This window comes from Bradyrhizobium jicamae (assembly GCF_001440395.1).
GTDB lineage: Bacteria > Pseudomonadota > Alphaproteobacteria > Rhizobiales > Xanthobacteraceae > Bradyrhizobium > Bradyrhizobium jicamae.
On record NZ_LLXZ01000227.1, the window covers coordinates 30,513 to 55,301 of the forward strand.

Annotated in this window: 28 protein-coding genes; 13 read left to right on the forward strand and 15 right to left on the reverse strand. The window is 63.7% G+C overall.

The genetic code is table 11. From position 1 onward, the window contains the following. The coding region (locus CQ12_RS41550; protein ID WP_245310355.1) for a lyase family protein at positions 1-368 on the reverse strand (368 nt) is incomplete at its 3' end. A gap of 127 nt (positions 369-495) precedes the next feature. Here CQ12_RS41550 and CQ12_RS40280 point away from each other — a divergent pair. Then, on the forward strand, positions 496-1,278 hold the full coding sequence (locus tag CQ12_RS40280; protein ID WP_063799902.1) for a GntR family transcriptional regulator: 783 nt from the start codon (positions 496-498) through the stop codon (positions 1,276-1,278). Positions 1,279-1,396: 118 nt separating this feature from the next. Here the strand turns inward: CQ12_RS40280 and CQ12_RS40285 are convergent, their stop codons facing one another. Next, entirely contained in the window at positions 1,397-1,654 is a 258-nt protein-coding gene (locus CQ12_RS40285) for a hypothetical protein (protein WP_057840775.1), read from the reverse strand. Between the two features lie 278 nt (positions 1,655-1,932). Here CQ12_RS40285 and coaD point away from each other — a divergent pair, with 278 nt between their 5' ends. The 6 genes from coaD (at position 1,933) to CQ12_RS40315 (ending at position 6,664) form a co-directional block, all read left to right on the forward strand. Beyond that, entirely contained in the window at positions 1,933-2,430 is a 498-nt protein-coding gene (gene coaD / locus CQ12_RS40290; protein ID WP_057840776.1) for a pantetheine-phosphate adenylyltransferase, read from the forward strand. A 52-nt stretch (positions 2,431-2,482) separates the two neighbouring features. Further along, positions 2,483-3,025: a peptidylprolyl isomerase gene (locus CQ12_RS40295; protein ID WP_057840777.1), complete on the forward strand. Its 543-nt coding sequence runs from the start codon at positions 2,483-2,485 to the stop codon at positions 3,023-3,025. Between the two features lie 4 nt (positions 3,026-3,029). Next, a complete protein-coding gene (locus tag CQ12_RS40300; RefSeq protein ID WP_057840811.1) occupies positions 3,030-3,470 on the forward strand; it encodes a hypothetical protein in 441 nt (146 codons plus the stop codon). Then, positions 3,446-3,910: a peptidylprolyl isomerase gene (locus CQ12_RS40305; RefSeq protein ID WP_057840778.1), complete on the forward strand. Its 465-nt coding sequence runs from the start codon at positions 3,446-3,448 to the stop codon at positions 3,908-3,910. Before CQ12_RS40300 ends, CQ12_RS40305 begins: the two co-directional genes overlap by 25 nt. 89 nt (positions 3,911-3,999) lie before the next feature. After that, a complete protein-coding gene (gene queA / locus CQ12_RS40310) occupies positions 4,000-5,076 on the forward strand; it encodes a tRNA preQ1(34) S-adenosylmethionine ribosyltransferase-isomerase QueA (protein WP_057840812.1) in 1,077 nt (358 codons plus the stop codon). 286 nt (positions 5,077-5,362) lie between these two features. Beyond that, positions 5,363-6,664: a PQQ-dependent sugar dehydrogenase gene (locus CQ12_RS40315; RefSeq protein WP_057840779.1), complete on the forward strand. Its 1,302-nt coding sequence runs from the start codon at positions 5,363-5,365 to the stop codon at positions 6,662-6,664. A 99-nt stretch (positions 6,665-6,763) separates the two neighbouring features. On the opposite strand, the gene CQ12_RS40320 is transcribed toward CQ12_RS40315, so the two are convergent. The 6 genes from CQ12_RS40320 to CQ12_RS40345 all read right to left on the reverse strand — a co-directional run bounded on the left by CQ12_RS40320 (position 6,764) and on the right by CQ12_RS40345 (position 15,408). Next, on the reverse strand, positions 6,764-7,282 hold the full coding sequence (locus CQ12_RS40320; RefSeq protein WP_083519701.1) for an SgcJ/EcaC family oxidoreductase: 519 nt from the start codon (positions 7,280-7,282) through the stop codon (positions 6,764-6,766). Positions 7,283-7,655: 373 nt separating this feature from the next. Beyond that, positions 7,656-8,681: an aspartate-semialdehyde dehydrogenase gene (locus CQ12_RS40325; protein WP_057840781.1), complete on the reverse strand. Its 1,026-nt coding sequence runs from the start codon at positions 8,679-8,681 to the stop codon at positions 7,656-7,658. A 239-nt stretch (positions 8,682-8,920) separates the two neighbouring features. After that, a complete protein-coding gene (locus tag CQ12_RS40330) occupies positions 8,921-9,448 on the reverse strand; it encodes a PepSY domain-containing protein (protein WP_245310356.1) in 528 nt (175 codons plus the stop codon). A gap of 357 nt (positions 9,449-9,805) precedes the next feature. Continuing rightward, a complete protein-coding gene (locus CQ12_RS40335; protein ID WP_057840813.1) occupies positions 9,806-10,546 on the reverse strand; it encodes a TetR/AcrR family transcriptional regulator in 741 nt (246 codons plus the stop codon). A gap of 130 nt (positions 10,547-10,676) precedes the next feature. Next, positions 10,677-11,855, reverse strand: a complete 1,179-nt coding sequence (locus tag CQ12_RS40340) for a patatin-like phospholipase family protein (RefSeq protein WP_057840783.1) — start codon at positions 11,853-11,855, stop codon at positions 10,677-10,679. 211 nt (positions 11,856-12,066) lie between these two features. Continuing rightward, complete coding sequence (locus tag CQ12_RS40345) at positions 12,067-15,408, reverse strand: peroxidase family protein (RefSeq protein WP_083519706.1); 3,342 nt, start codon at positions 15,406-15,408, stop codon at positions 12,067-12,069. A 306-nt stretch (positions 15,409-15,714) separates the two neighbouring features. On the opposite strand from CQ12_RS40345, the gene tgt reads away from it, so the two are divergent. Further along, on the forward strand, positions 15,715-16,848 hold the full coding sequence (gene tgt / locus CQ12_RS40350) for a tRNA guanosine(34) transglycosylase Tgt (protein ID WP_057840785.1): 1,134 nt from the start codon (positions 15,715-15,717) through the stop codon (positions 16,846-16,848). A gap of 9 nt (positions 16,849-16,857) precedes the next feature. Here the strand turns inward: tgt and CQ12_RS40355 are convergent, their stop codons facing one another. Then, positions 16,858-17,073 carry a hypothetical protein gene (locus tag CQ12_RS40355; protein WP_057840786.1) on the reverse strand — a complete coding sequence of 72 codons (216 nt, stop codon included), beginning with the start codon at positions 17,071-17,073 and terminating at the stop codon, positions 16,858-16,860. Between the two features lie 233 nt (positions 17,074-17,306). Between CQ12_RS40355 and cysK the strand changes: the two genes are divergently transcribed. Both cysK and CQ12_RS40365 read left to right on the forward strand, forming a co-directional pair. Next, positions 17,307-18,284: a cysteine synthase A gene (gene cysK / locus CQ12_RS40360; RefSeq protein WP_057840787.1), complete on the forward strand. Its 978-nt coding sequence runs from the start codon at positions 17,307-17,309 to the stop codon at positions 18,282-18,284. 2 nt (positions 18,285-18,286) lie between these two features. Then, positions 18,287-18,526 (forward strand): BrnA antitoxin family protein, encoded by a 240-nt coding sequence (locus CQ12_RS40365; protein WP_057840788.1) that lies wholly within the window; start codon positions 18,287-18,289, stop codon positions 18,524-18,526. An 84-nt stretch (positions 18,527-18,610) separates the two neighbouring features. Here CQ12_RS40365 and CQ12_RS40370 read toward each other — a convergent pair whose 3' ends face one another. Both CQ12_RS40370 and CQ12_RS40375 read right to left on the reverse strand, forming a co-directional pair. Beyond that, positions 18,611-20,044 carry a caspase family protein gene (locus tag CQ12_RS40370; protein WP_057840789.1) on the reverse strand — a complete coding sequence of 478 codons (1,434 nt, stop codon included), beginning with the start codon at positions 20,042-20,044 and terminating at the stop codon, positions 18,611-18,613. A 176-nt stretch (positions 20,045-20,220) separates the two neighbouring features. Further along, the gene (locus CQ12_RS40375; RefSeq protein WP_057840790.1) at positions 20,221-21,099 is read right to left on the reverse strand and encodes a DMT family transporter; all 879 of its coding nucleotides are present in this window, start codon (positions 21,097-21,099) and stop codon (positions 20,221-20,223) included. Positions 21,100-21,257: 158 nt separating this feature from the next. On the opposite strand from CQ12_RS40375, the gene CQ12_RS40380 reads away from it, so the two are divergent. Continuing rightward, on the forward strand, positions 21,258-21,656 hold the full coding sequence (locus CQ12_RS40380; RefSeq protein WP_057840791.1) for a RidA family protein: 399 nt from the start codon (positions 21,258-21,260) through the stop codon (positions 21,654-21,656). 71 nt (positions 21,657-21,727) lie between these two features. Continuing rightward, positions 21,728-21,928: a hypothetical protein gene (locus tag CQ12_RS40385; RefSeq protein ID WP_057840792.1), complete on the forward strand. Its 201-nt coding sequence runs from the start codon at positions 21,728-21,730 to the stop codon at positions 21,926-21,928. A gap of 95 nt (positions 21,929-22,023) precedes the next feature. Here CQ12_RS40385 and CQ12_RS40390 read toward each other — a convergent pair whose 3' ends face one another. From CQ12_RS40390 to CQ12_RS40400, 4 genes are all read right to left on the reverse strand, one after another. Continuing rightward, positions 22,024-22,578, reverse strand: coding sequence for a hypothetical protein (locus CQ12_RS40390; protein ID WP_057840793.1), 555 nt, complete (start codon positions 22,576-22,578; stop codon positions 22,024-22,026). After that, the gene (locus CQ12_RS43155; protein ID WP_083519702.1) at positions 22,523-22,876 is read right to left on the reverse strand and encodes a hypothetical protein; all 354 of its coding nucleotides are present in this window, start codon (positions 22,874-22,876) and stop codon (positions 22,523-22,525) included. Before CQ12_RS43155 ends, CQ12_RS40390 begins: the two co-directional genes overlap by 56 nt. Before the next feature lie 204 nt (positions 22,877-23,080). Beyond that, on the reverse strand, positions 23,081-23,680 hold the full coding sequence (locus CQ12_RS40395) for a formyltransferase family protein (protein WP_057840794.1): 600 nt from the start codon (positions 23,678-23,680) through the stop codon (positions 23,081-23,083). Between the two features lie 121 nt (positions 23,681-23,801). Continuing rightward, positions 23,802-24,047, reverse strand: a complete 246-nt coding sequence (locus CQ12_RS40400; protein ID WP_057840795.1) for a hypothetical protein — start codon at positions 24,045-24,047, stop codon at positions 23,802-23,804. A gap of 150 nt (positions 24,048-24,197) precedes the next feature. On the opposite strand from CQ12_RS40400, the gene CQ12_RS40405 reads away from it, so the two are divergent. Next, on the forward strand, positions 24,198-24,596 hold the full coding sequence (locus CQ12_RS40405; protein ID WP_057840796.1) for a hypothetical protein: 399 nt from the start codon (positions 24,198-24,200) through the stop codon (positions 24,594-24,596). The last annotated feature ends 193 nt before the right edge of the window (positions 24,597-24,789 follow it).

A 24,789-nucleotide genomic window follows, 5' to 3' on the forward strand; every position in this document is an offset into this window, starting at 1 on the left:
ACCGCGTCGCGCAGTTGCAGCACGGTCGCCGTATCCATAATGTCCTGGGTGGTCGCGCCCCAATGCAGATAGCGGCCGGATTCGCCCAGTCGCTCCGATAGCTGGCGGACCAGGCCGACAATGGGATAGCCGACATTCTCGGTGTCGCGCTTCAACTGTTCGCTGTCGAGCGTGACCGCCGGCGCCTGCCGCGCGATCGCCTCGGCCGCCTCGCGCGGGATCACACCGATCTCGCCCTGGGCCACGGCAAGCGCCACCTCGGCCTGCACATACGCCTTGAGCTGCGCTTCGTCGGAAAATACCGCCCGCATGGAGGGCGTCGAGAAAACGTCGCGATAAAGGGCGCTGTCGAACATCGTGCTGGCCACGCGCGTGTTTCCTTCCTGTTAATATGTACGGCCATATGATTGATGCGTACAAATTTGTCAAGCTCCGGTGCGCGGGCTATCGAAGCCGTGCTATGGCAGCGGCCCGACCCCGCGAGAACCGTTCGACATGCCCATCTACGAGGACATTGCCCGCGATCTGCTGGAAGCGATCCACCGCGGCCAATATCCGGTCGGCGGCCTGATCCCGACTGAGCTCGAGCTTGCCGCGCGCTACGATGTCAGCCGGCAGACGGTGCGGGCGGCGATGCGCCGGCTCACCGAGCTCGGGGCGGTGTCGCGCCGGAAGGGCTCCGGCACGCGGGTCGAAAGCCGCGAGCGTCCGCAGGAAAGCTTTCAGCAGACGCTGGGCGCATTGAGCGATCTCGTTGAACTCGCCGCGGCGACGGACCGCGATATCAGGCGTATCGAGACTGTCGTCATGGATCGCCAGGCCGCGAAGCGTTTTGGCTGCCAGCCAGGGTCACGCTGGCTTCGGATCCCGTACGTTCGTGCTTCGACAAAACCCAAAAGCGCGCCGCTCGCCTGGGTCAATGTTTATGTCGAGGAGAGCTATGCGGATGCCGTAAGCGACATCCGGAAAGACCGCCGCCTGGTCTGTGACATGATTGCGGACAGCTACGGCGTGATCGCTTCCGAAGTGCATCAGACCGTGGCGGCGACCGTGATTCCGACCGAATACGCGAAGGCGCTGGGGGCGGAAGCCGGATCGCCCGCGCTCGAAGTCATCCGCCGTTATCTGGACGCGCACGGCCGTCTGTTCGAAATATCGGAAAGCATCCATCCCGCCGGTCGATACGTCGTAACTTCGGTGCTGAAGCGCGTCGGCAATCAGGCAACGGCGGATGGCCGCCCGGTGCGATCTTCCGGCAAGGCCAAATCGCGCGCCTGACGCAGCCGGAAGAATTAGAGGCAGGCATCCAGAACGCAAATGGCGAGCAGGGAGGGGGGATCCCTGCTCGCCATCACTGCGGTTCCTTGGAGGTGGGGGGCGGAACCAAATCTTGCCGTTACGGGGTGCGGTCGGCGGTCACCAGGCGGGCTTCACGAACACCCGCATTGGAGCCGGCGGTGCGGAGGCAGGAGGCATCGAAATTCGGCCAGGCCTGCTGCGCGCAATCCTTGCCGACGGTGCGGACCGGCAGGCGGTCGCCCTTGGCCAGCGCCTGCGGCACGCTGGCTTCGACCTGCGGCGCAAAGCCGGGCAGGACGGTCAGCGCGGCAGCGATGAACGCGGCAGCAGCGACTGCAGAAAAAGCCTTGATCATGACGGTCCCCTGTCGTGGGCCCTTCGCGGCCCGTCGTCGTTTCGTTGGATGGACTTGTAGCCAGCGCAAGTTTCCGGCTGTCTTCGCCAGCTACGAAAATGGTTTCGTCCCGGCCGAGTTTTGTTTCGTCGGCCAGTGGCGGACGAAACATTCCGGCCCGCCCCGGGAAGACGCTCGGCGCGGGGGACTGGTTCATTGGCCGATCTGAAATAAAAAGCCGGCCCCCGGTGGAACCGGGTCCGGCTTGCCGGGCCGCCCGGGGCGAGGTAGGAGGGTCCATGCCCCGTATCGCGCTTTACCCCGGCTCTTTCGATCCCGTCACCAATGGCCATCTGGACGTGGTCCGGAACGCCGTCGGCCTTTGCGACCGTCTGATCGTCGCCATCGGCGTTCATCCCGGCAAAAAGCCGCTGTTTTCGACCGACGAGCGCCTGGAGATGGTCCGGGCGGTATTCGCGCCCTTGGCCGCCAAGGTCGGCTGCGAGTTCGACTGCACGACCTACGACAATCTGACGGTCACCGCGGCCCAGAAGGCCGGGGCCACCATCATGATCCGCGGTCTGCGCGACGGCACTGACCTCGATTACGAAATGCAGATCGCGGGGATGAACGAGACCATGGCGCCGGAGGTGCACACGGTGTTTCTGCCGGCCTCGGTCGCGGTCCGCCCGATCACCGCCACACTGGTGCGCCAAATCGCGGCAATGGGCGGCGACGTATCGGCGTTCGTGCCGCCGTCGGTTGCCGCCAGCCTGAAGACCAAATTCGCGGGCTAAGGCGCCAGTACGCGTCACGACGTTTTCCTGTTTTCACATCACCGGAGCTTTCATGATCCGAATTCTCGCCGTTCTCGCCGCGCTGTTCGTTGTGGCCCCCGCGATCGCGCAGCCGCTGCCCGCCAATCTCGACAAGGCGAACGCGATCGTGATCGACACCACCAAGGGTCGCATCGTGATCAAGCTGCGGAACGATCTAGCGCCCCAGCATGCCGAGCGCATCAAGCTGCTCGCGCGCGAGGGCTACTACAACAACGTGCCGTTCCATCGCGTGATCGAGGGCTTCATGGCGCAGACCGGCGACGGCAAGAATTTCAACGGCACCGGCGGCTCGAAATATCCGAACCTGCCGGCCGAATTCTCCAACGTGCCGTACAAGCGCGGCATCGTCGGCATGGCGCGCACCAGCGATCCCAACTCGGCGAATTCGCAGTTCTTCATCATGTTCGCCGAAGGCTCGTCGCTGAACGGCAAGTATACCGTGATCGGCGAAGTGGTGGCCGGCATGGATGTGGTCGACAAGATCAAGCGCGGTGAGCCGGTCGCCGATCCCGACAAGATGGTGAAGGTGCAAGTCGCATCCGACATCAAGTGAGGTCATGAAACGGCCGCGCAGCAAGCCAACGCTGTGGTTTGCCGCCGCTCTGGTGTGGCTGGCGTCGGGGGCTGACGCCTCGGCCGAGCCGCAGCAGCTCGATACCCTCAAGGACGTCTTCGCCAAGCTGTATTCGTGCTGGCAGCCGCCGTCCTACTCGCGCGCCGAGCCGATGGACATCACCGTCGTCGTCAGTTTCAACCGCACAGGCGCCATTCTCGGTCAACCCAGGATTACCTATGAATCCGGAAATCCCAGCGAGAACGACCGGATTGCGTACCGGATTGCCGTCATGGAAACCTTGCAACGCTGTACGCCGTTGTCATTTACCGAGGGACTGGGCGGTGCGGTTGCCGGCCGGCCTTTCGCGGTCACCTTCAGAACCCGCAAACGTCCACCCAAACCAGAAGAGAAAAGAGCATGGCTGATACCGAAAATACTTTGATCCTTGAAACGACCCAGGGCCCCGTCACCATCGAGATGCGCCCCGACCTCGCGCCCGGCCATGTCGCCCAGATCACGAAACTGGTGCGCGACGGATTCTACGATGGCATCGTGTTCCATCGCGTGATCGAGGGTTTTATGGCGCAGACCGGCTGCCCGCACGGCACCGGCACCGGCGGTTCCGGCAACAAGCTGAAGGCCGAGTTCAACAAGGAGCCGCATGTGCGCGGCACCGTCTCGATGGCCCGCGCCGCCAACCCCGATTCTGGCGACAGCCAGTTCTTCATCTGCTTCGACGACGCTTCCTTCCTCAACGGCCAGTACACGGTCTGGGGCAAGGTCACCTCGGGCATGGAGAACGTCGACAAGATCAAGCGCGGCGAGCCGGTGCAGAACCCGGACAAGATCGTCAAGGCGCGGATGGCGCTGGACGCGGCTTGATGTAATCCGTCATACCCGGGCTTGACCCGGGTATCCATCTTGCGAAGAAGATGGATTGCCGGATCAAGTCCGGCAATGACGACTTGAACATGCGCACCGATCTCTTCGACTTCGAACTTCCCCCAACCAGCATCGCGCTGCGGCCCGCCAGCCCGCGCGATGCTGCGCGCATGCTTGTGGTGCAGCAGGGCGGTGTGCTGCACGACCGCACCGTGGCCGAACTGCCGCAATGGCTGAAAGCCGGCGACCAGCTCGTCGTCAACGACACCAAGGTGATATCAGCCCAGCTCAAGGGCCGGCGCATCGGGCGCGAGACCGAGCCGAAGATCGAGGCGACGCTGATCAAGCGGCTCGACGGCTCGCGCTGGCAGGCGCTGGTCAAGCCGGCGAAGAAGCTCGCGCCCGGCGACACCGTTCGCTTCGGCAATGAGGGCAAGGTCTGCCTGCTCGGCCATCTCGACGCCGAGGTCGAGGCCAAGGGCGAGGAGGGCGAGATCACGCTGTCGTTCTCATTCCATGGCCCCACGCTGGACCAGGCCATCGCCGATCTCGGCACGCCGCCGCTGCCGCCCTATATCGCCTCCAAGCGAACGCCTGACGATCGCGATGCCGCCGACTACCAGACCATGTTCGCGGCGAACGAGGGCGCGGTCGCGGCGCCCACGGCAGGCCTGCATTTCACGCCTGCGCTGGAGGCTGCGCTGCGCGGCGGTGGCGTCGAGCTGCACCGGCTGACCCTGCATGTCGGGGCAGGGACCTTCCTGCCGGTCAAGGTCGAGGAGACCTCCGAGCACAAGATGCACGCCGAGTGGGGTTCGATCTCGGCCGCGACAGCTGCGTCATTGAACGCCGCGCGCGCCAGGGGCGGGCGCATCATCGCCGTCGGCACCACGTCGCTGCGGCTGTTGGAGAGCGCCACGCGCGAAGACGGTATTGTTCAGCCGTTCGACGGCGAGACCTCGATCTTCATCACGCCGGGCTATCGCTTTCGCGCGGTCGATATCCTCATGACCAATTTCCATTTGCCGCGCTCGACGCTGTTCATGCTGGTGTCGGCATTCTCCGGTCTCGACACCATGAAGCAGGCTTACGCGCACGCGATCGCCGCCGGCTACCGGTTCTATTCCTACGGCGACGCCTGCCTGCTGTTTCGCGCGACGGACTGAGCCGGGCTCCCTTCACTTGAAAAAGAGGCCCGCCGACCGGGCGGGCGCAAGGTTCAGGGAGGAAGCGCTTTGACAAAGAAGCGCCAAGATTGTGTTTCTGCGATTCGGCTGATGCCGCCAAGGTCGTAGTACTACCGTGTCTACCCATCGGCGCCGCGGCCGGCCGGCGACATCGGCTGCTTTCACCCGAAAACGCATAGGTGCCGGCGGGTTTGCGCGCCGCCTACGAGGTTCCAACGCTTCATGGCGTCGGATAGGGTGCGCGCGCGATCATCTGGAGAACTTCATGGACATGTCGGGTATTTTTGCGCGGTTCGTCGCGCTGATCGGCGCCGTCGCGCTGCAATGGCGCCGTCTGCAGGGATCCGCGCCAGCGCCGGCCTGGGGCAATACGCCGGCGATCCCGGAGGCGAAGCCGCAAGGCCCGATACCGACGCTGAAGATGCCGACGGCGCAGGGCTGGAGCAAGGGGCAGAAGCCGACCGCAGCACCCGGGCTCAAGGTCAACGCCTTTGCGACCGATCTCGACCACCCGCGCTGGATCAACGTGCTGCCGAATGGCGACGTCCTCATCGCCGAGGCGACACAGATCGCCGGACCGCCCAGGAGCGTGTTCCACTACGCGATGCAGGCGACGATGCGGCGCGCCGCGGCGCTCGGCGTCAGCGCCGACCGCATCACGCTGCTGCGCGATCGCGACGGCGATGGCGTCGCCGAGGCGCGCGGGGTTTTCATGGAGGGGTTGAGCCAGCCGTTCGGCATGGCGCTGGTCGGCGAGACCTTTTATGTCGGCAACACCGACGGCGTGGTGGCTTTTCCGTATTCCGCAGGCGCCGACCGGATCACCGCGGAGGGGAAAAAGCTCGTCACGTTCAAGCCCGGAGGGCACTGGACGCGGAGCCTGCTGCCGGGCGCGGACGGCAAGAAGCTCTATGCCGGTGTCGGCTCGCTCAGCAACATCGCCGAGAACGGCATGGAGGTGGAGGAGGGCCGCGCCGCGATCTATGAACTTGACCTCGTCGCCGGCACGAGCCGCATCTTCGCCAGCGGCCTGCGCAACGCCGTGGGCCTCGCCTGGGAGCCCGGCACAAGCGTGCTCTGGACCGTCGTCAACGAACGCGACGGCCTCGGCGACGAGACGCCGCCGGACTATCTGACGTCGGTGCGCGACGGCGGCTTCTACGGCTGGCCTTATTGCTACTGGGGACAGACGGTGGACGACCGCGTGCCGCAGGACCCGGCGATGGTCGCGAAAGCGATTCAACCGGACTATGCGCTCGGCGGCCACACCGCCTCGCTCGGCCTGTGCTGGATGCCGGCAGGCACGCTGCCGGGCTTCCCGGACGGCATGGTGATTGGCCAGCATGGCTCGTGGAATCGCAGCACGCTGAGCGGTTATGCCGTCGTCTTCGTGCCGTTCGAGAACGGCCGCCCTTCCGGCCCGGCGCGCGATATCCTGACGGGATTCCTCGCACCCGATGAGAAGGTCTCCTACGGGCGGCCAGTCGGCGTCACGCTCGGTCCCGATGGCTCGCTTCTGGTGGCCGACGATGTCGGCAACGTCATCTGGCGCGTCACGGGCGCATGAGGGCCGTGGGGAAAGCGAAGCGTGCGCCCACCCTTGACGCTACCGACCGCGGATAGATGGTGGGCACGACGCTGACGCGCCTTTGCCCACCCTACGGCACTATTTTGGTGGTGCCGGCATGGCCGAGGAATGATGGTCGGCGATCAGCCAGCGCTCGCCGTTCTTGACGTAGGTGAAACTGTAACGCGCGGGCAAGGTCTTCGCCTCGCCATCCCTGCCATAGGAGAACGTGTAGTAGCCGGTGTTGATCGCCGCATTTCCGTACACGCGGATCAACTGATCGCCGAAAGCAACCTTCAGATTGGGTAGCACCTTGAAGGCGCCCACGAAATAATCTTGTAGCGCTGCTCGGTTGGAACGCACCGTCGGCGACAGCGTGCCCCAGAGCACGGCATCGTCCGCATAGAGCGCCAGGACTTTTTCGGGATCGCCTCCGGCAAGAGCTTGCCCCCATGCGGATGCCGCGGCCGCCACGTCCGTTTTCGGTTCGACCAACGCGCTGGAGCCAAACGATAGTAGCACCATGCACAGGGCAAGTGCTGCACTAGCTGCTTTTGAAAAGGATCGCATGACACACTCCTTGCGAATACCGGCCAGATACGAGACGGCCTCTTGCAATGCGAGCGGCTACTGAATGCATAAATCAACGTCAGGTAACGATGTTACCTGGCTGATGAATTGAACTTGAACTGTCCCAACCTGGCTTGGCTGTGTTTCGTGACCTCACACGAGTGAAGCTACATCATCCGCGAGCGGCGAACCATAAGTCAGAGCAGTTGACTTACTCGTGCGGTAGAGTGGGCAAAGGCGCGCAAGCGCCGTGTCCACACCGGCGACCATCAGACGTCGATCCGGAATCCAAGATCGATCTCGGGCAGAGATTCGTAGGGTGGGCAAAGCGAAGCGTGCCCACCACTGATGCCACCGATGCGGATAGATGGTGGGCACGGCGCAAGTGCGCCTTTGCCCACCCTACGGCACAGCGGCAGCCTCACGCCATCGCGCGCTGCGGCAACAACTCGGCGATCTGGATCGCGTTCAGAGCCGCGCCCTTCAGCAACTGGTCGGCCGAGACGAACATCGAGATCGAGTGGCCGCTAGCGTCGCTGAGGTCCTTCCTGATGCGGCCAACGAGGACGTCATCCTGGCCGGAGGCATCGATCGGCATCGGGAAATAGTTCTTCGCCCGGTCGTCGACGATTCTGACGCCCGGTGCCTTCGACAGGATGGCGCGCACGTCATCCTCGGTTATCGGGTTCTCGCACTCGAACGTGATCGCCTCGCAATGGGCGCGCAGCACCGGCACGCGGACGCAGGTGACGCCGATCGCGATCTTGTCGTCCTCGAAGATCTTGCGCGTCTCCTTGATCACCTTGGTCTCTTCGTCGTTGTAGCCGGTCTCGGGATCGATCGCCGTGTTGTGGCTGAACAGGTTGAAGGCGTAGGGGTGCTGGATCACCTTCGGCGAGAACGGCCGGCCGTCGAGATAAGCGCGGGTCGATTCCACCAGCTCCTGCATCACGGCGGCGCCGCCGCCGCTCGCCGCCTGATAGGTCGACAGGATGACGCGCTTGATGCGGTTGGCCTTGTGGATCGGCCACAGCGGCACCAGCGCCGTGATCGCCGAGCAGTTCGGAACGGCGATGATGCCGTTGTGCTCGCGGATGCGGGCCGCGTTGATCTCCGGGATCACCAGCGGCACGTTCGGGTCCATGCGGAAAGCCGAGGAATTGTCGATCACGACCGCGCCGGCCCTGACGGCCGCAGGCGAGAACTTCCGGGAGGTGCCGGCACCCGCCGAGAACAGCGCGATGTCGACGCCCTCGAACGACTTCTCGGTGAGCTCCTCGATCACGATCTTCTCGCCGCGGAAATCGATGGTCTTGCCGGCCGAGCGGGCGCTGGCCAGCGCCTTCAGCTTGCGGACGGGGAAGCCGCGCCGATCCATGGTGGCGATGAATTCGGCGCCGACTGCGCCGGTCACGCCGGCAATGGCTACAACGGGTTCGTGGCTCACGGGTCTATCCTCCTGGTTCGCGCATGTTGCGGGCAATAAAAAAGCCCCGGTCCTTTTCAGGCGGGGCTCGGTTTGGATGATGCGGTCGTTCGACTACGCGCGCACGGCTCCCCAGCCCCCGAAGGGTGCTTTGGTTTTCGTGGTCGCTTTGGTCGAGATCATCATGGCGCGGACTTATGCGGCAGCTTTGAGCGGCCGTCAACGGGGTTTTAGTCTGATCCGGGCTGCCAAAAGGCCAGTCACCGACGCCTTGCGGCGCCAGGAGGTTCGAGAACCACCGCCTTCAGGTCGTTGCCGCTCATGACGACGATCGCAAAATTCAGCCGGCCGCGTTCGCGGATCAGGCCGCCGCTGATGGCCTTGCCCGCCGCCGCATGCTCGGCCACCCGAACGGCATCCGCCAGGCCGTGCCGAACCGTCTTGAGCGCAACGAGGTTGCTGCGGTCGTTCGCGTCGAACTCCTTCAGGGGCAGGGCGGCTTCGCCGCCGACGGGCTTGCCCGTTGCGGCGTCGATAGCGTGGTGCCAGATGCGGTCTTTGTGCAGCGTCTTTACCCGATAGACCGGTGCCTCCGGCGCGCCGTCGAAGCTGACGTCGGCGGTGGTTGCGCCGGCATGCAAGGCTTCGGCGATAGCCATCGCCTGGCTCAGCGAGACTGCCGATCCGCGGAAAAGCTCGAGCTCACGGTTGATCGCCCGCTGGTCGGACGCGGCGCTATCGTCGGTCTCATTGCGGAGCGAGGTCGGCTCGTCGGCCGACGACGCCATGGCATAGATCGGGGCAGGGAGAATGATCGCCAGCAGGGCGACTGCAAGCAATGGTCTCCAACATCGGGGCACACGCATGTTTGCAAGTCTCCGTGCTTGAGCCTGTCTCTCTGCCGGCGGAGGGCGGGATCGTCTCGAAGAAGCGCGGCCGACCCCTTGGAGGTATATGGGTCGGCCGCGGAACGTCGCAAACGGGGACCGCCGTTTGCGGCGATCGAAGCGGCGCGAGCCCTGCCGGGACTGGTAAGCAGGAACTCCCGCTACTTCACTTATAATAAAACCATACCGTTTCGTTTTATTACGGTCAAGGATGCATCCCGCCCGTACCGCATCTGAAACGCCGTTCTCACGGAATTGTCAGCGGGAGGGACGTCGCCGGATGGTTCCCTTGGGATTGGGCTGGACGCGGCTCGGTGGCCCGAGCGCGCCGGCCAGGAACAGCCTGATCGCCAGCCGCATCCGCTTTTCGGCGGACTTCATCTCGAGCGGCGTTCCGAACGTCGCCATCCGGTGGGTGTGGCCGACGACCACGTCGAGAAAGACCTCGGCCGCGATGCCGGTATCCTCGACGTCCATGGCGCCCTGGGCGACCAGATGATCGAAGAAGCGCGCGGTCGTTGAAACGGCTTTCAACCAGCCCTCTTCCTTGCCGAGTTTGGCGATGTCGGGAAAGTTGATGGCCTGCGACGTCATCATGCGGCTGAATGCGACGGCATCGGGCCCGCAGGTGAACATCAGCATCTCACGCCCGACCTCTATCAGCCGCTGCTCGACTGAAATGTCCGAGGGCCGCGTCAGCTGCATTTCCGCTGCTTCGGCAAGCGGGGCAAGCCAGCGGTCGATCTCGCGCCTCAGCACCTCCGCAAACAGGCCGCGCTTGTCACCGTAGCGCGCATAGACGGTAGGCTTGCTGACCCGGGCCGCTTCGGCCACCGCATCAAGCGAGGTCGCGTCATAGCCCCGGTCCAGGAAAAGACGGGTGGCAACCTCGATCAGCCGCTGGTCGCGCTCGATGGCAGCGCTCTTTGTCGGCCGGCCGCCGCGCGACTTCGGGACGTCCCGTTTCGCCGGTCTGGCCTTGGTCGCAGTCAATCCCATGCCCAATGATTCCTGCCCCGTCGCGATATTGTTCATTGCTCTATAACGCGCAGCAAGAGGGGCGTCATGGCGAATCTGGCCGAATTGGCCATATCGTCAACGGTTTGGGCAGGTCGTCGTTCCGGGTGGCTCACGGCAACGTCGAGGTCCAGGCGTGACCCGACGCAGCCTTCTCATAGCCATGCTGATAGAGGGCGCGCATATAGCCGGTGTCGAAGCCCTCTTTGGGCGACGCGGGATAGTCGCGCTCGATATAGGACAGGTGAAAACCCCACCGATTGCGCTTGGCGAAATCGTAGGTCGAGAAGATCACCGACCGCGTCTGGGACTGGGTGATCGACGACAGGCTGCGCGAGGCGACATCGAGCGTGCTGTTGGACACGAGTTCAAACGTTCGTTCGAGCTTCTTGTTGACGAGGATGTAGATATTCATCCGGCTGTTTCCGGGCAGGCGGCCCTGGAAGAGCAGGGCATCCGGCAGCGTCAGGACCGGAGCGGTCACGCCGCCGTCGACATGCATCTCCTCGAAGCTGCGGCCCTGGCCCCCGGCCTTGATCAGGATGGGCGGGAAAACCAGGGGAATGCTGGCGGAGGCCGCCATCACGTCGCGAAACAGGTGCAGCGCCTCGGGCGAACCGACGGCGGCGATTTTCCCCATGTCCCAGACCACCGTGCGCTGGGTATCGAGATCGGTCGTCACCACGAGCAGTTTTCGACCCCTGGCGTTTTCGCGGGCGACAGCGGCCAGAATCTCCGGCCCGACATAGCGGGCCACCAGCTCGCGCAGCCGCTTGTTGCCGAACAGGCCGGAGCCGAACAGCACGCGGATGATGCTGGGATCATCGAGCAGGCTCTCCGCGATGCCGCTGGTATAGACCTCCTTCAGCGTGTCGTCATATTGCGACCCGAGAAACGCAAACGGCGCAATCAGGCCGCCGGTGCTGACGCCCGAGACCACCGAGAAGGTCGGGCGGTTTCCGGCCGCGGTCCAGCCGTTCAACACGCCCACGCCATAGGCGCCATCGGCGCCGCCGCCGGAAAGCGCGAGATAGGTCCTGGTCGAGGAGCGATCTTCTTTCTCGAAACGGAATTTCGTCACGGGCTCATCGGCGTAGCGACGCAGGCCGTCGATGTCGAGCACGCGGGAGCCAGCGGCATCCGCAGCGCTGTAGGGCGTCCGCGGCAGGGACGTGCAGGCGGCCATCGCGAGGCCGCACAGCAGGACGGCCGACTTAAGCAGGCGTGAGCCTGTCCTCCTGATCCGGCTGTCGGAGAGGATTGATCCAGTCAGAAAAGAGAGGGAGGGCATTCGCCGTCAGTCACCGCACGCGCTACCGGCCCGCCGCCAGCCTCATCGCCAGTGGGGTCCTGTCCTGTCCAATAAAACTATACGGTATCGTTTTATTTGGCAAGGGGAAGTCAAGGCGGCAAAGGCGCCAGAAAATGCTGGCCGTTGCGGCACCTGCGTATCGGGATTCTCACCCGCACCCGGGCGCCGGGCGCCCGGGTACGGAAGCGGATCAATGCTGCGGTCTGGTCAGGAAGGAATCCTGACCCCTGGTGGCGGCATTCGACCCGGTCGCCACGATCTGACCGGGATCGACCCGGCCGGGGTTGCCGGCCAGATACTGGTTCAGCAGCGCAAAGCTGTGATTTGCCAGGGACGATGCGGTCGAGCCGTTCGCAGGCGGGGTAGCCGATCCCTGAACTGCCGGGCCTCCCGCGCTCGTGCCGGTCGCGAGCGTCTGACCGCTGGTGACCGAGTCGCGAAACTCCTCTCGCCATCCAAAGCGCTGGTCACACCCTGAGGTGGTCGCCCCGTCTGCCGAAATCGTCCGATCGGCAAATTGCAGGCGTTCGATATTTTGCAGCGTGTCCGTGCCATCGGTACCGACTTTGTCGGTGACGGTGATTGACCCATCGGCATTGTGAGTGATCGTGTAGTTCTTTGCCTTGCCCGAGAATACGGCCGTGTCCGTGTCCGGGAGCGGCTCGCCGAACGGATTGCCGTTATCACCGGTCAGGTGATCGTCGCCTTCGCCGCCCTTCATCCAGTCATCGCCCTCGTTCCCCAGTAGCTCGTCGTTGCCGGCGCCTCCCAGTATCTGGTCATTGTCGAGGCCCCCGAAGACCTCGTCGTCGCCATCGCCGGCCTCGATGCGGTCGCGCCCCTCCAGGCCGACCAGCAGATCAGAACCCGCGCCGCCCCATACCTTGTCGTTTCCGGCGGCGCCGTTAACGAAGTCGTCGCCGTCGCCGCCCGTCAGGTGGTCATTGCCGTCGCCACCGATCACGGAATCGTTGCCGAGGGCGCCGTCGAGGACATCGTCGCCACCGTCGCCCCAGAGCGTATCGTCCCCGGCGCCGGACTGAATCCTGTCCGTCCGATCGGTGCCGCCGATCACGACGTGATCGTCGCCAAGAAACGCCAGCTTGCCTCCATGCTTGCTCACCAATGGATTTCCGGCCGCGTCGACCGGATAGGTCGACTTGTCGCCGGCTTCGATCGTGTAGGTGGGCGCCGAGAAGACGTCGAAGGGAAGGTGAGTGGTGCCAGTGTTGCGCATCACCAGCTCGGAGAATGAGGTGCCCTCGAGCTGATTCAGGAAATTCGTACCTTCCAGCCGCGACAGGTAGTAAAAGCGGTCACCATTCTGCAGATTTTCCATCTGGGTCTCGAAGACGAAGTTGAAGGTCGAGCCCAGCAGCCCGCCCGACGCCAGCGGCTTCTCCGCCAGGCCTCCGATCCACAGATCAACGTCATTGAGACCCGTCTCGACACCGGCGAAGGCTCCAGTGCCGTTGAGAAAATCGGTGTCCGGGCCAACGGTCTCGTCTACCGCCGTGGTCGGGTCATCCGCCGTCCCATAGACGAGGGTGACGGCAGCGGCGCGTTTCTCCGCCACCGTGGCGGCAGCAGCGAGCAGCGGATGAACGCCGTACGCGGCAATGAAGTTGACAAGAGACTCCTTGTGCTTGATGCCGTTGCCGAACTCCGCCCAGCTCGCATATGGCTTGAGATCGGGATCTCCGGTTTTTGCGTAAAACTGCTCGCGGACATCGTTGAGCGGTGCCACGCCGGTGTCACGGCCGCGCGCGAGGTTGATTGTCGCAAGGTCCAGAGGCAGACCGAGAAGGTTGTTACGCAGCGCATCGGTAACGAATTCGTCGACGCCGTTGGCGACCTCGTTTGTTGCTCCGCGCACAATCTCCGCTGCCGCATCGCCGTCGGCGCCACGCTCCGCATAGGCGAGCGGGTTGAGGAAGGCGTCAATCAGGCTGAGCTGCTGATCGCCCGCCACCTCGGTATTGGCGTCGACCACGTTGCCGTCGGCATCGATACGGTCAACGGTCTCGCGCAGCAGCGAGTGCCCGAACCGATAGACCGTGTGCGCGAACTCGGCCACGATCGCGGGATCGATGGTAACGTCGTGCGCCTCGAATTCATCGATGTTCGGCTGGATGCTGCGTGCAAAGTCCTCGAAGACGAGATGCTGGTATTGCATCTCGGTCGCAAATCTGCCGGCCTGGAACAGGTACTCGCCATTCCACTCATTGTCCTGGATGCCGTCGGATATATCCGCCCCCGGCTTCAGCCACTGGCTGACGAATGCAGGATCATTGTCTGCTTCGGCCAGGATCACTTCCTTCAGGTGCCCGATCAGCCGGTTGTGCTCCGCATGGAAAACGTGATGAACGGCGGTCAGGCCGATATTCTCATTCCCGCGTCCGTCGCCGGTGATGTAGTGGGCATCGAGCAGCTCATTGTCGTAGTTGCCGCTGGTATCCGATCCATCAAGGTTCGAGAGACTGACCTCCGTGTCGCCGTCCGCGACCTTGTCGGTCGGAACGGCATCATGGGCAATGTCGTTCAGAAAGGCGTGTCCGGTGAGAACCGCCCCGGTGGTGCTGACGGGATTGGCGGGGTTGCCTTCCGTCAGGACGTCGTCGGGCGTGCCCGCAATGCCGTCAGCGCCGGGCATCACGAGTTGGGCGTATCCATGAGCTCCGGGCAGGAAGCGCCCATAAGCGTCGGTTGCCAGCAAGGGGATGTTGGTGACATCGGCATCGGTCAGGTCGATGCCGAGCAGCTGCCGCGCTTGCGCCTTGACGTCAGCCCATGTCGCCAGGCCGCCGTCGGCGCCTTCGAGCAGACGCCCGGTTGCCACCGGATGGCCGTTGGCGTCAAGCGCGTACTCGCGCAGAAAAACCTGGTGTGACGGATGCGATGTGTACGTCTGGTTCTGATCGATGAACGGCGTCGTCTGGTTGGTGTGCTCGTGGATATCGTCCGAAGTCCCAACGACTCCGTCTGCGCCGGCCTGGTTGGTCGCACGCGTCAACACCATGAAATTGGTCGGGCTGCCTTCAACGTAGAGAGGGTCGTCCGGCTGCAGCGGGATGAACACGGTACCGCTGTCGCCCTTGTTCACCAGATCCAGGCCATGGTCGAAGAACTGGCCGAACAACGTGAACCACTGATTGAACGGCGCCGCGCCATCGGGATTCACGTTCGGAATAACCCCGTCGCCATCACTGTCGACTGCGGCGGCCGCCGGGTTGCTGTTCGCATTCTGGTCTACAATCAGATTGCTGATGATCCGCGGTTGGGCGTCGATCACTGTGCCGGTGGTCTGGGCGTAGGACGTCGCTGAGTCCGCTTCGCGGAACATTGGATCGGTCATCCGCGGGAACACCCGATCCGCGGCGCCGAACTCCGACTGGCCTGGCACCACGCTGTTGTTCGTGCCGTCAACCGTCCGCAGCCCGAACGGAAGGGAAGGGTTCTCCAAAGGTGCGCCGGTTTCGGCGGATCGAATTTGCGCGAGAATGAAATCGAGGTCTGATCGAATGAGTTGCATGTCCGTCTCCCTGATTTCCGAGTTTTGGAACTCCGGACGCCTCTGCGAACGCATGCAGTCTGGAGATCGGGAGCCCACTCTGTGGCGCTTTAGCGATGAGAATGCGAAAGTATGAAAGCATTGTCGCGCGCAGGCAGTCACATATTTGGCCGCAACCGACGCCGGTGCGATCCGCAACAACTGAGGCAAAGTGCCGAGTTTTATCCAATAGCGGGGGAGCCCGCGTGCTTCCGTGTTGGGGCACCAAGCGTCAGATTTCATCCACTGGGCGGTTGATTGACCGTTCCCGGCGCGCAATAAGGCGCCATGAGTCTTCCCAATCATTTCGAACTGCTCGCCACCGATAGCGCTGCCCGCACCGGGCGCCTCACGACGCCGCATGGCGTGGTGCAAACGCCGGCATTCATGCCGGTCGGCACCGCAGGCGCGATGAAGGGCATGCACTGGCGCGAGGTGCGCGACGCCGGCGCCGACATCGTGCTCGGCAACACCTATCACCTGATGCTGCGGCCGGGCGCCGAGCGGATCGCCGCGTTAGGCGGCCTGCAGACTTTCACCGGCTGGAACGGCCCGATGCTGACCGACTCCGGCGGCTTCCAGGTGATGTCGCTGTCGGACCTGCGCAAGGTAACCGAGAAGGCCGTGACCTTCCGCTCGCATATCGACGGCGCCAAGGTTGAGCTGTCGCCAGAGCGTTCGATCGAGGTGCAGCGGCTGCTCGGCGCCGACATCGCGATGCAGATGGACGAGTGCGTGCGGCTGCCGGCCACGCGCGACGACATCGAGCGCGCAATGCGGCTGTCGCTACGCTGGGCCGAGCGCAGCAAGCGCGCCTTCGAGAGCGCGCTCGATGGTTACATGCTGTTCGGCATCGTGCAGGGCGGCGACATTCCCGAGATGCGCCACGTCAGCGCGTGTGAACTGGTGGAGATCGGTTTCCACGGCTACGCGATCGGCGGGCTTGCGGTCGGCGAGCCGCAGGTGGTGATGCTTGCGATGGTCGAGGAAACCGCGCCGGCACTTCCAGCGGATCGCCCGCGCTACCTGATGGGCGTCGGTACGCCCGAGGATCTGCTGGAAAGCGTGGCGCGCGGCATCGACATGTTCGACTGCGTGATGCCGACCCGGAACGGGCGCCACGGCATGGCGTTCACGCGCTTCGGCCAGATCAATCTGCGCAACGCCCGCCATGCCGACGATCCGCGGCCGCTCGACGAGGAGAGCGAATGGCCAGCGGCGCGCAACTATTCCCGCGCTTATCTGCATCATCTGGTGAGGTCGGGAGAAACACTCGGCGCGATGCTGCTGTCTGAAATCAACGTGGCTTACTACCAGCATCTGATGCGGGGCATGCGCGAAGCGATCGCGAGCGGAATGTTCGAGACATTCCAAAATCAAACGCGCGCCGGTTGGGCGCGCGGTGACATTGCTCCACGATAGAGCTGGAGGTTAGTTACAGGCGAACCTCTTCGCCGAATGCTTGGTCACGAAGCCGTAACCGCAGGTGTCACAGGTCCAGAGATAGCTGATCACGTTGTCGGTGAGGTAGGCGGAAGCTTCTGCGGCCACCATGGTGTCGGCACACACCGGGCACGTGGGTAGATCGGATCCGCGCGGATCCGGCCGGTAGGCTACGGTCGACAGGATTTCAGCGATTGCTCGCATTTATGACCCTCCCTGGCGATCTGAACTCTGGCTCAGCTCACGACCAAAGTATAAGCAGAAATCTTTGACGTTGTCGCAACACAAATGCGTTGATTTCGCGATATTTTGCGACAATTGCATTTTGCGATGCAGCGAATTCGCAAGTTTGGTGTTTCTGGCTTGCGCATCGACGAGAGCGCCTCCTAAGTAGCGAGAGTCGCCAGTTCCCCACATGATCGCTTGGGAGTGTTGAGATGGATGCGTCGTCAGCCGCGAATGCAGTGCAACGTCCGGGGCGGGGTAAGGTCTACGATTCCATCGTCGATGCGATCGGCGACACGCCGATCGTGCGCCTGCGCAAATTGCCGGAAGCGCATGGTGTTAGCGCAACCATCCTCGCCAAGCTCGAATATTTCAATCCCGCCGCGAGCGTGAAAGACCGCATTGGCGCCGCGATGGTGATCGCCATGGAAAAGGCCGGCGTGATCAACGCCGACACCGTGCTGATCGAGCCGACCTCAGGGAATACCGGCATCGCGCTCGCCTTCGTCGCGGCCTCGCGCGGCTACCGGTTGAAACTGGTGATGCCGGAATCGATGTCGATCGAGCGGCGCAAGATGCTGGCCTTCCTCGGCGCCGAGATCATCCTGACGCCGGCGGCGCAGGGCATGAAGGGCTCGATCGCAACCGCGGAGGAACTGGTGCGGACGACGCCCAACGCGGTGATGCCGCAGCAGTTCAAGAACCTCGCCAATCCCGAAATCCATCGCCGCACCACAGCGGAAGAGATCTGGAACGACACCGGCGGCAATATCGATTTCTTCGTCGCCGGCGTCGGAACCGGCGGCACCATCACCGGCGTCGGACAGGTGCTCAAGCCCCGCAAGCCGAGCTTGCGGATCGTCGCGGTCGAGCCCGAGGAAAGCCCGGTACTGGGCGGCGGGCACCATACGCCGCACAAGATCCAGGGCATTGGCGCCGGCTTCATTCCGGACATTCTGGATCGCTCGGTCATCGACGAGATCGTCAGGGTCAACGGCCCGGCGGCGATCGAGATGTCGCGTGCGCTGGCGCGCATGGAGGGCATTTCCGGCGGCATCTCCTCGGGTGCTGCGATCGCGGCGGCGCTGGCGATCGGCAAGCGTCCCGAGAGCGCCGGCAAGACCATTCTCGCCGTCGTGCCATCATTCTCCGAACGGTATTTGTCGACCGCACTGTTTGAAGGAATATAGCGATGGCGGACCAGCCGAGGCGGCCGAGAACCCTGAACGATGCACGCACCGAAGCCGAGGCTGCATTCAAGCGGACCACGACCAAGGTGGCGGAGGCGCCCCCCAAGCAAGCCGCCATTCCCGGCGTGCGCGAACAGGTGACGCTGCGGATCGACCAGGACGTTCTGGAGTGGTTTCAGGAGGGCGGTCCGGGCTGGCAGGATCGCATCAACGAGGCGCTGCGAAAGGCTGCGGGCAAGTAGCGCGTCGCCGTCGAACTCACTTTTCCGAAACGCAAAGTAAAAGGCCCGGGATCATCCCGGGCCTTTTTGTAGATCTGTTCGCCGTTAGCGCAGCATGCCGCCGACGACGCCGCCGATGAAGCGGCCGGCACCGGCCGGATCGGGGCCGGGGGCAGGGGCGCTGTACTGGCGCGGCGGCGGAGCCTGCTGCGGCTGGGGCTGGGCCTGGGCGGTACCGCTGCTTGGGGCGCGGCGCGGCTTCGGGCGCTCCTCGTCGGTGCTCGCGGTCGGTGCTGCCGCCACGATCTCGGTCAGCAGCGCCTTGTGCTGCAGCTTGTTGAGATAGCCGCTCTTCGGATAGCCGCGGGCGGCCTGCCAGCGCGTGATCACGGCGCGGGTCGGGGCGTCGAACTGGCCGGTGGCCTTGACGTCGAAGCCGAGCCCGGTCAGGCGGCGCTGCACGTCGCGGCGTTGGCCCTTGTCGAGGCCGATCTGATCCTCGGTGGTCTGGTTGGCTTCGTCCTTGAAGGTCGCAGGATCTATCCCGGAGCTCAGGTTGCGCGTCGCATCCTTCGCACCGCTCTCCAGCGACGCAATCCGCGACAAGGCCAGCGAGCGGAACTGACCGTTGGGATAGTTGGTTAGATAGGCATTGAGTTCTTCCGGCTTGTTGGAATCCTTGATCGAACGCCAGAACTCCAGTTCCACGTCCGACGCCTTTGTAGAACCCGTTGCCGTTGGTGCTGCCGCGGCTACCGCGCCGGGCGCGGGCGCGCCGTTCAGGTAGACGGCGCCGATCAGGTTGGTGTGGCCCCAGGGCAGCTGACCCTTGTTGGTCTCCTCGTTGACCTGGGCGCGAACCTTGGTCATCGCCTGCTGGATCTCCATCCCGGGCTGGGTGAGGTTGGCAAGCAAGGCGCGCGTGAACGGGCTGTTGCCGCCTTCCTGGCCGTCGAGCGCGGTCTGGCCCGGGCCGGTCGCGAATGCGATCAACGTGCCTTCGCCGGACTTCATTTCAGCAAGACCCGTCTGCACGTTGACGCTGCGGGTCGCCGAGTTCGACTTGATCTTGGCGGCGAACGGATTGTCGCGGCAGGCATCGAGGAACACCAGCTTGACCTTGGCGTCGCCCATGGTCTGCTCGAGGGTGAGGTCGATGTTGATCGCAGCGCCCAGCTTGACGTCCATTTCGGATTTGATGTCGGCGTCGATCGGCAACAGATAGTTGGTTCCAGAGATGGCGATGCCGTGGCCGGCATAGAAGAACAACGCAACGTCGGCGCCCTGCGCCTTCTTGCCGAAGTCGAGCAGCCGCTCCGTCATCTTGTCGCGCGTGAGATTGGAACCTTCGACCACCTCGAACCCGACATTGCGCAGCGCGCTCGCCATTGCCTTCGCGTCAACGGAAGGATTCGGAAGCGGCGCGACGTTCTTGTAGGTGCCGTTGCCGACGACGAAAGCGACGCGCTTCTCGGCGCTGGCAGCGCCGGCCGTAAAGGCCAAGCAGATGACGGACAAAATGAGGGTCGGGTAACGCATAGGAATCCCCCTGCAGAATCGACAAAAAGGCTTTGGTTGCAACGCTGGCGGGACATTACAAAGAATCGCCTGCTTCGCACCACAAAAAAGCAGGCGCACAACCAAATCCGGGACCATCCGTTACCGTCGCGACACGCGTCTTAGCGTGATCTGGATCACAGCCAGGCAAATAAAATTCAGCTTCGGGCCGATGCCTTAGTCGAAGGATTCGGCTTCAGGTTCAAAAGATTTCCAGTGAGGATCAGCGCGGCGCCGAGCACGGTGAGCATGTCGAGCCGTTCCGAATAGATCAGCCAGCCTGCGGCGGCGCTCAGGGGAACCCGCAGGAAGTCCATGGGGATCACGACGGTTGCATCCGCATGCAGCATCGCGCGCGCCATGCAGTAATGGGAGAACGTGCCGCAAAACGCGATGATGACGACCCATCCCCAGAGATGGACCGGTGGCCACTCCCAGACGTAGAGCGCGGGGAGCAATCCCACCGCCGACTGTATCACCAGCATCCAGAACAAGATCGCGAGCGGCTGTTGGGTGCGCGTCAGCGACTTGACCATCGCGACCGCGATACCGAACCCGACCGCGGCCGCCAGCGCGATCAGCTGTCCCGGATTGACCTCGCTGGTCGCGGGGCGAACGATCACGACGACGCCGACGATGCCGAGCACGATCGCCGTGATCTTCCAGACCGTCATGCGTTCGCCGAGAAAGCTTGCTGCCAGGATCGCCGTCCAGATCGGCATCGTGAATTCGATGGCTACCACCTGGCCGATCGGGATCAGTGTCAGCGCAAGGAACCAGCCGAGCTGCGCGCCGTAGTGGATGAGGTTGCGCGCGACATAGAGCGGCAGCCGCTTCGTCTTCATCATGCCAAATCCGCCTGCGGCGTGGATCAGCGGATACAGCATCAGGAAGCCCAGGATCGAGCGCATCTCCATCAGCTGGAACAGGTTGATCTCGCGCGCCGCCTCGCGTCCGGCGATCGCGATGATCAGCATCAGGGTGAGCCAGCCGGCCATCCACAGCGCGGCCAGGGTTTTGGATGGTGTGCGGTCCATTTGGGAGCGAGCAGGGGTTGGGGCAGGCCGGTATCGGCGAGCGCGCCACAATTTGCAACGCGCAAATGCGCTGAACAGCGATGCGTGGCATCGCAATTTCGCTGTGGGAGCGGCTGCCAGTTCAGTGCTAAGAGCGGCGGTCTCAAGGAGGAAACTGCATGCGTATTCTGCAACCGGCCGAATGGTCGAAACCCCGTGGCTTCTCGCACGGCGTCGAGGTCGATGGGCCTGGCAAATGGATCGTGCTGGCCGGCCAGACCGGCGGCGACGAGAAGGGCGACTATGCTCCTGACATGGCCGCCCAGGTCGGCAGCGCGCTGAAGCGCATCGTCAAGCTGCTGGGAGAAGCCGGCGCCGGTCCCGAACACATCGTCCGCCTGACCTGGTACCTGACCAGCCGCAGCGAATACGAGGCCGCAGGGCCCGGCATCGGTGCGGCGTGGAAGGAAACGCTCGGGCGCAATTTCCCGCCATCGACGCTGCTCTACATCGACGGGCTGGTCGACCAGCGGGCGAAAGTCGAAATCGAAGTGACCGCCTTCGTGCCCAAGGCGTAACCGAACATCTCAAGCGCCAAGATCAAGCGCCAAGGCAAGGGCGCTGTCCGACCAGAGGATATTTTGAGCCAATGACCAATCGATCGACGACCGCAGACTTCGTCACCGCTTTCGCAACCGGCTGGCCCGAGCACCAGCCGGACATCATGGTGCTGTCGCTGACCACGCAGCGCGGCGTGCAGGATTTTGCCTTCAACAAGGAACAGGCCCTGCTGATCGCCAAGACGATCAAGCAGACGGCGGCAAAGCTCGAGCAGCCGAAGACGAGCTAAAAAACGAGGTAAGCGACCGCAGTTGTCGTCGCCCGCCTCGTGCGCAATTGCGCACAAGGCGGGCGATGACAGTTGAGGGGGGGGGGAAAACGAGTCTACTTCGACAGCGTGATATTGGCGGCGCGGAACTGGCTGTCGGCTTTCATTGCGATCTGCTGCTTGTTGCCGGTGGTCTTCAGCGCAATGCTGGCGGCGAAGCCGGCCGCCTGGGCGATCACCTGAAAGCTGCCTCCCGCGCCACGACCCTGAATGCTGCCGCCGACATTGCGGCTGGACTCGCTCCAGGTACCGCTGACTTCGCCCCCCGCCGCGACCACGGCGGCCTGCAGGTTGAACCTGTAGGCGTCGCTGGCGCAGGTGAGGACCATTTCCATGTTGGCTCCGGCCACCTTGTAGGTAGCGCGGCAGCGGATCCGTTCGTTCGAACCGTCATCCAGCGTCACGGTGCCGGGACCGGACCAGGTGCCGGCCATGCCGGCGAAGGCGCTGGACTGCGCGTAGCTCGTCGATGCTGCAAAAGTCGTCATAAAAAAAGCGACGGCTGCCAATGTCAGCCGCCGCGCTTTGGCGAAAAATTCAAAAGTCTGGCTTGCCTTACTGACGGGATGCTTCCCATCGACCGCTACATGCGACACCAGCTGAAGCCCCATTCCATTTCCCCGATCCGGAGTTGCCACTGAGTTGACCGTTCGCATATGCACCATTGATCGAGACTCGCACAAGTCCCCCGGAGCCGACGCTGCCGGAAACCGGACCGCCCGAAATCTTGCCGTCGGTGACATTCACGGTCGACGTAGTCTGCGCATCGCAACTGCCTGTTTTTGTGACAACGGTGACCTGCCAGAGACCGTCATAAGGGTTCTGGGCGGAGGCGGGAGCACTGGCAAAGGTCGCGGCGGAAGCGAGGAACGGAACAAGCAACAGGTTGCGGATGCGGTTGGCGCGCATGGGTCAAATCCCCTGAAATGTGTGTGATGGAGCGCCTTATCTTGTCACAATGTGTTCAAACTTGGGTGCGACGCAGCACTGAGGAAAGTTCCTGTGGGTTCAAACACATCAAGGTGAATCCGGTTCCGCCGGGGAACGGAAGAATTCACCAATTTGGCGCGGTTCGGGCCTGATTCTCGCGGTGTGCAGGTATTATAGTAGAGCTCAGTGTTTGGCGTCGGACAAGCTTGGCGCCTTGGTGGCGAACTCCTCGTCTTGGGGCGTCGCCGGCAGGCTGCCGTGCGCTTTGGCGTGGTAGATGACATCGGCCAGCAATTTCTGGCCGAGCGGCGCCAGCGCGCGCTCCCAGAGCTCCCGGGCCGTTTCGCCTTTCTTGACGAACACCCACTCCTGCGCGGCAATGGCGCCGGCATCCATCCGGTCGGCAAGGTGGTAGACGGTGCCGCCGGCGATCGGATCGCCTTCCTTGATGGTCCATTCGACAGCGGCGATGCCGCGATGCCGGGGCAGCAGCGACGGATGATAGCCAATGCCGCCGAGTTTGGATGCCGCCAAGGCGTCTCTGTCGACGCGGGCATGGCTGTGCGCCGTGACGATCAGGTCGGTATTCGGCGCGATTTCAGACGCGACGACGTGTTTCGGGTCGGCCTGCACCACGACTTCGATCCCGGCAGCCCGCCCCGTGGCGGCAAGCCGGTCCTCGCCATCGTGAACGACGACGCGGACGATATCGACCCCGTGTTGGCGCAGCGTGTTGAACGTCGTCACGCCGAAATGGCGGGAACCGACCAGGGTGATCCGCATGTGTTTTCTTCCGTGGTTAGTCAGGCCGGTATGCCGATAGCACACCATGGCGGCCTGTTACGATGCCGGCTGGGCAGCTAGCGGGTTATCAACAGGGGCGGGCCGGCCGGTTATGGCTCGGCTACCACGACAGGATTCGCAGTTCCGCCCTGGAATGGGCCGGCGCCGGCGGCCGGACCGGCTCAGACTGTTGTTCGGCCGCCCGTTGCAGGCAGTCCCGCAAGTCGGCGCTGCATTGCTTCATCTGGTTGCGCAGCTCGCGCCGGGCAAAGGTGGTGAGGGCGGGATCGCCGAGCTGCCGCCAGGCGGCGCGCAGCCATTGCTGCAGGGCGCGGATATCGGAATCGAGCGTTTCAGGCTGGTTCATGCCGCCGGAATCTCAAAACGTGATCGCGCCTCAATTAGGTCTGATTCTCCCGCCGACGCCTACTCCGGAAGCGGGAAAAACAGGCACATCTGGAAGCGCGGGAACGCGCGCCCTAGATGTTCGTTGGGTAGGTGCCTCCTGGAGAGACCTATGTCCTGCAATCCGGCGCTTGTTCTCTTCGTGGCTGTCGGCCTGATCATTCCCGCCAGCGCATTTGCGCAACTGACGCCGCCGGCCGGCTCGGCCGGCGCCGGCAATTCGTCGATATCGGGCGTGCCGTTCGGCCCGGCCAACCCTCGCTCGCTCTCCGATCCCAGCGGCATCGGCAATGCCGCGAGCACGCCGCCGCTCAGGCCCAATCCGCCGCCTCCGTCCATCTCCTCCGGCGCGATCGAATCTCCGAGACAGCGCACACGCCTCGTGACGCCGCCGTATCCAAGCGCCTCGCAGCGGATCATCAGCGCGCGTCAGGCCAAGCCGCGCAAGCCGCCGGTCCGGCGGGGGCGGCCGGAGGTGAGTAGTTTCACTGGGATCTGTCGCGGCTGCTAGCGATCAAGTTGCCGATCCATCCCGGCCGCAAACGACGTGCGCCTGCCACGGACGGCCTCGGTGGCCGGCCATGGCGGGGAACAATTTTCTCTTTTCGAACTTGTCCAAAGTTAAGTTCAGCGGTCATGCGTGCTGATTCCTGCATGTGCCGAAGCCAAGTATCGCGTGAGGCAGGTTTGCCCCTAAAGGCAGG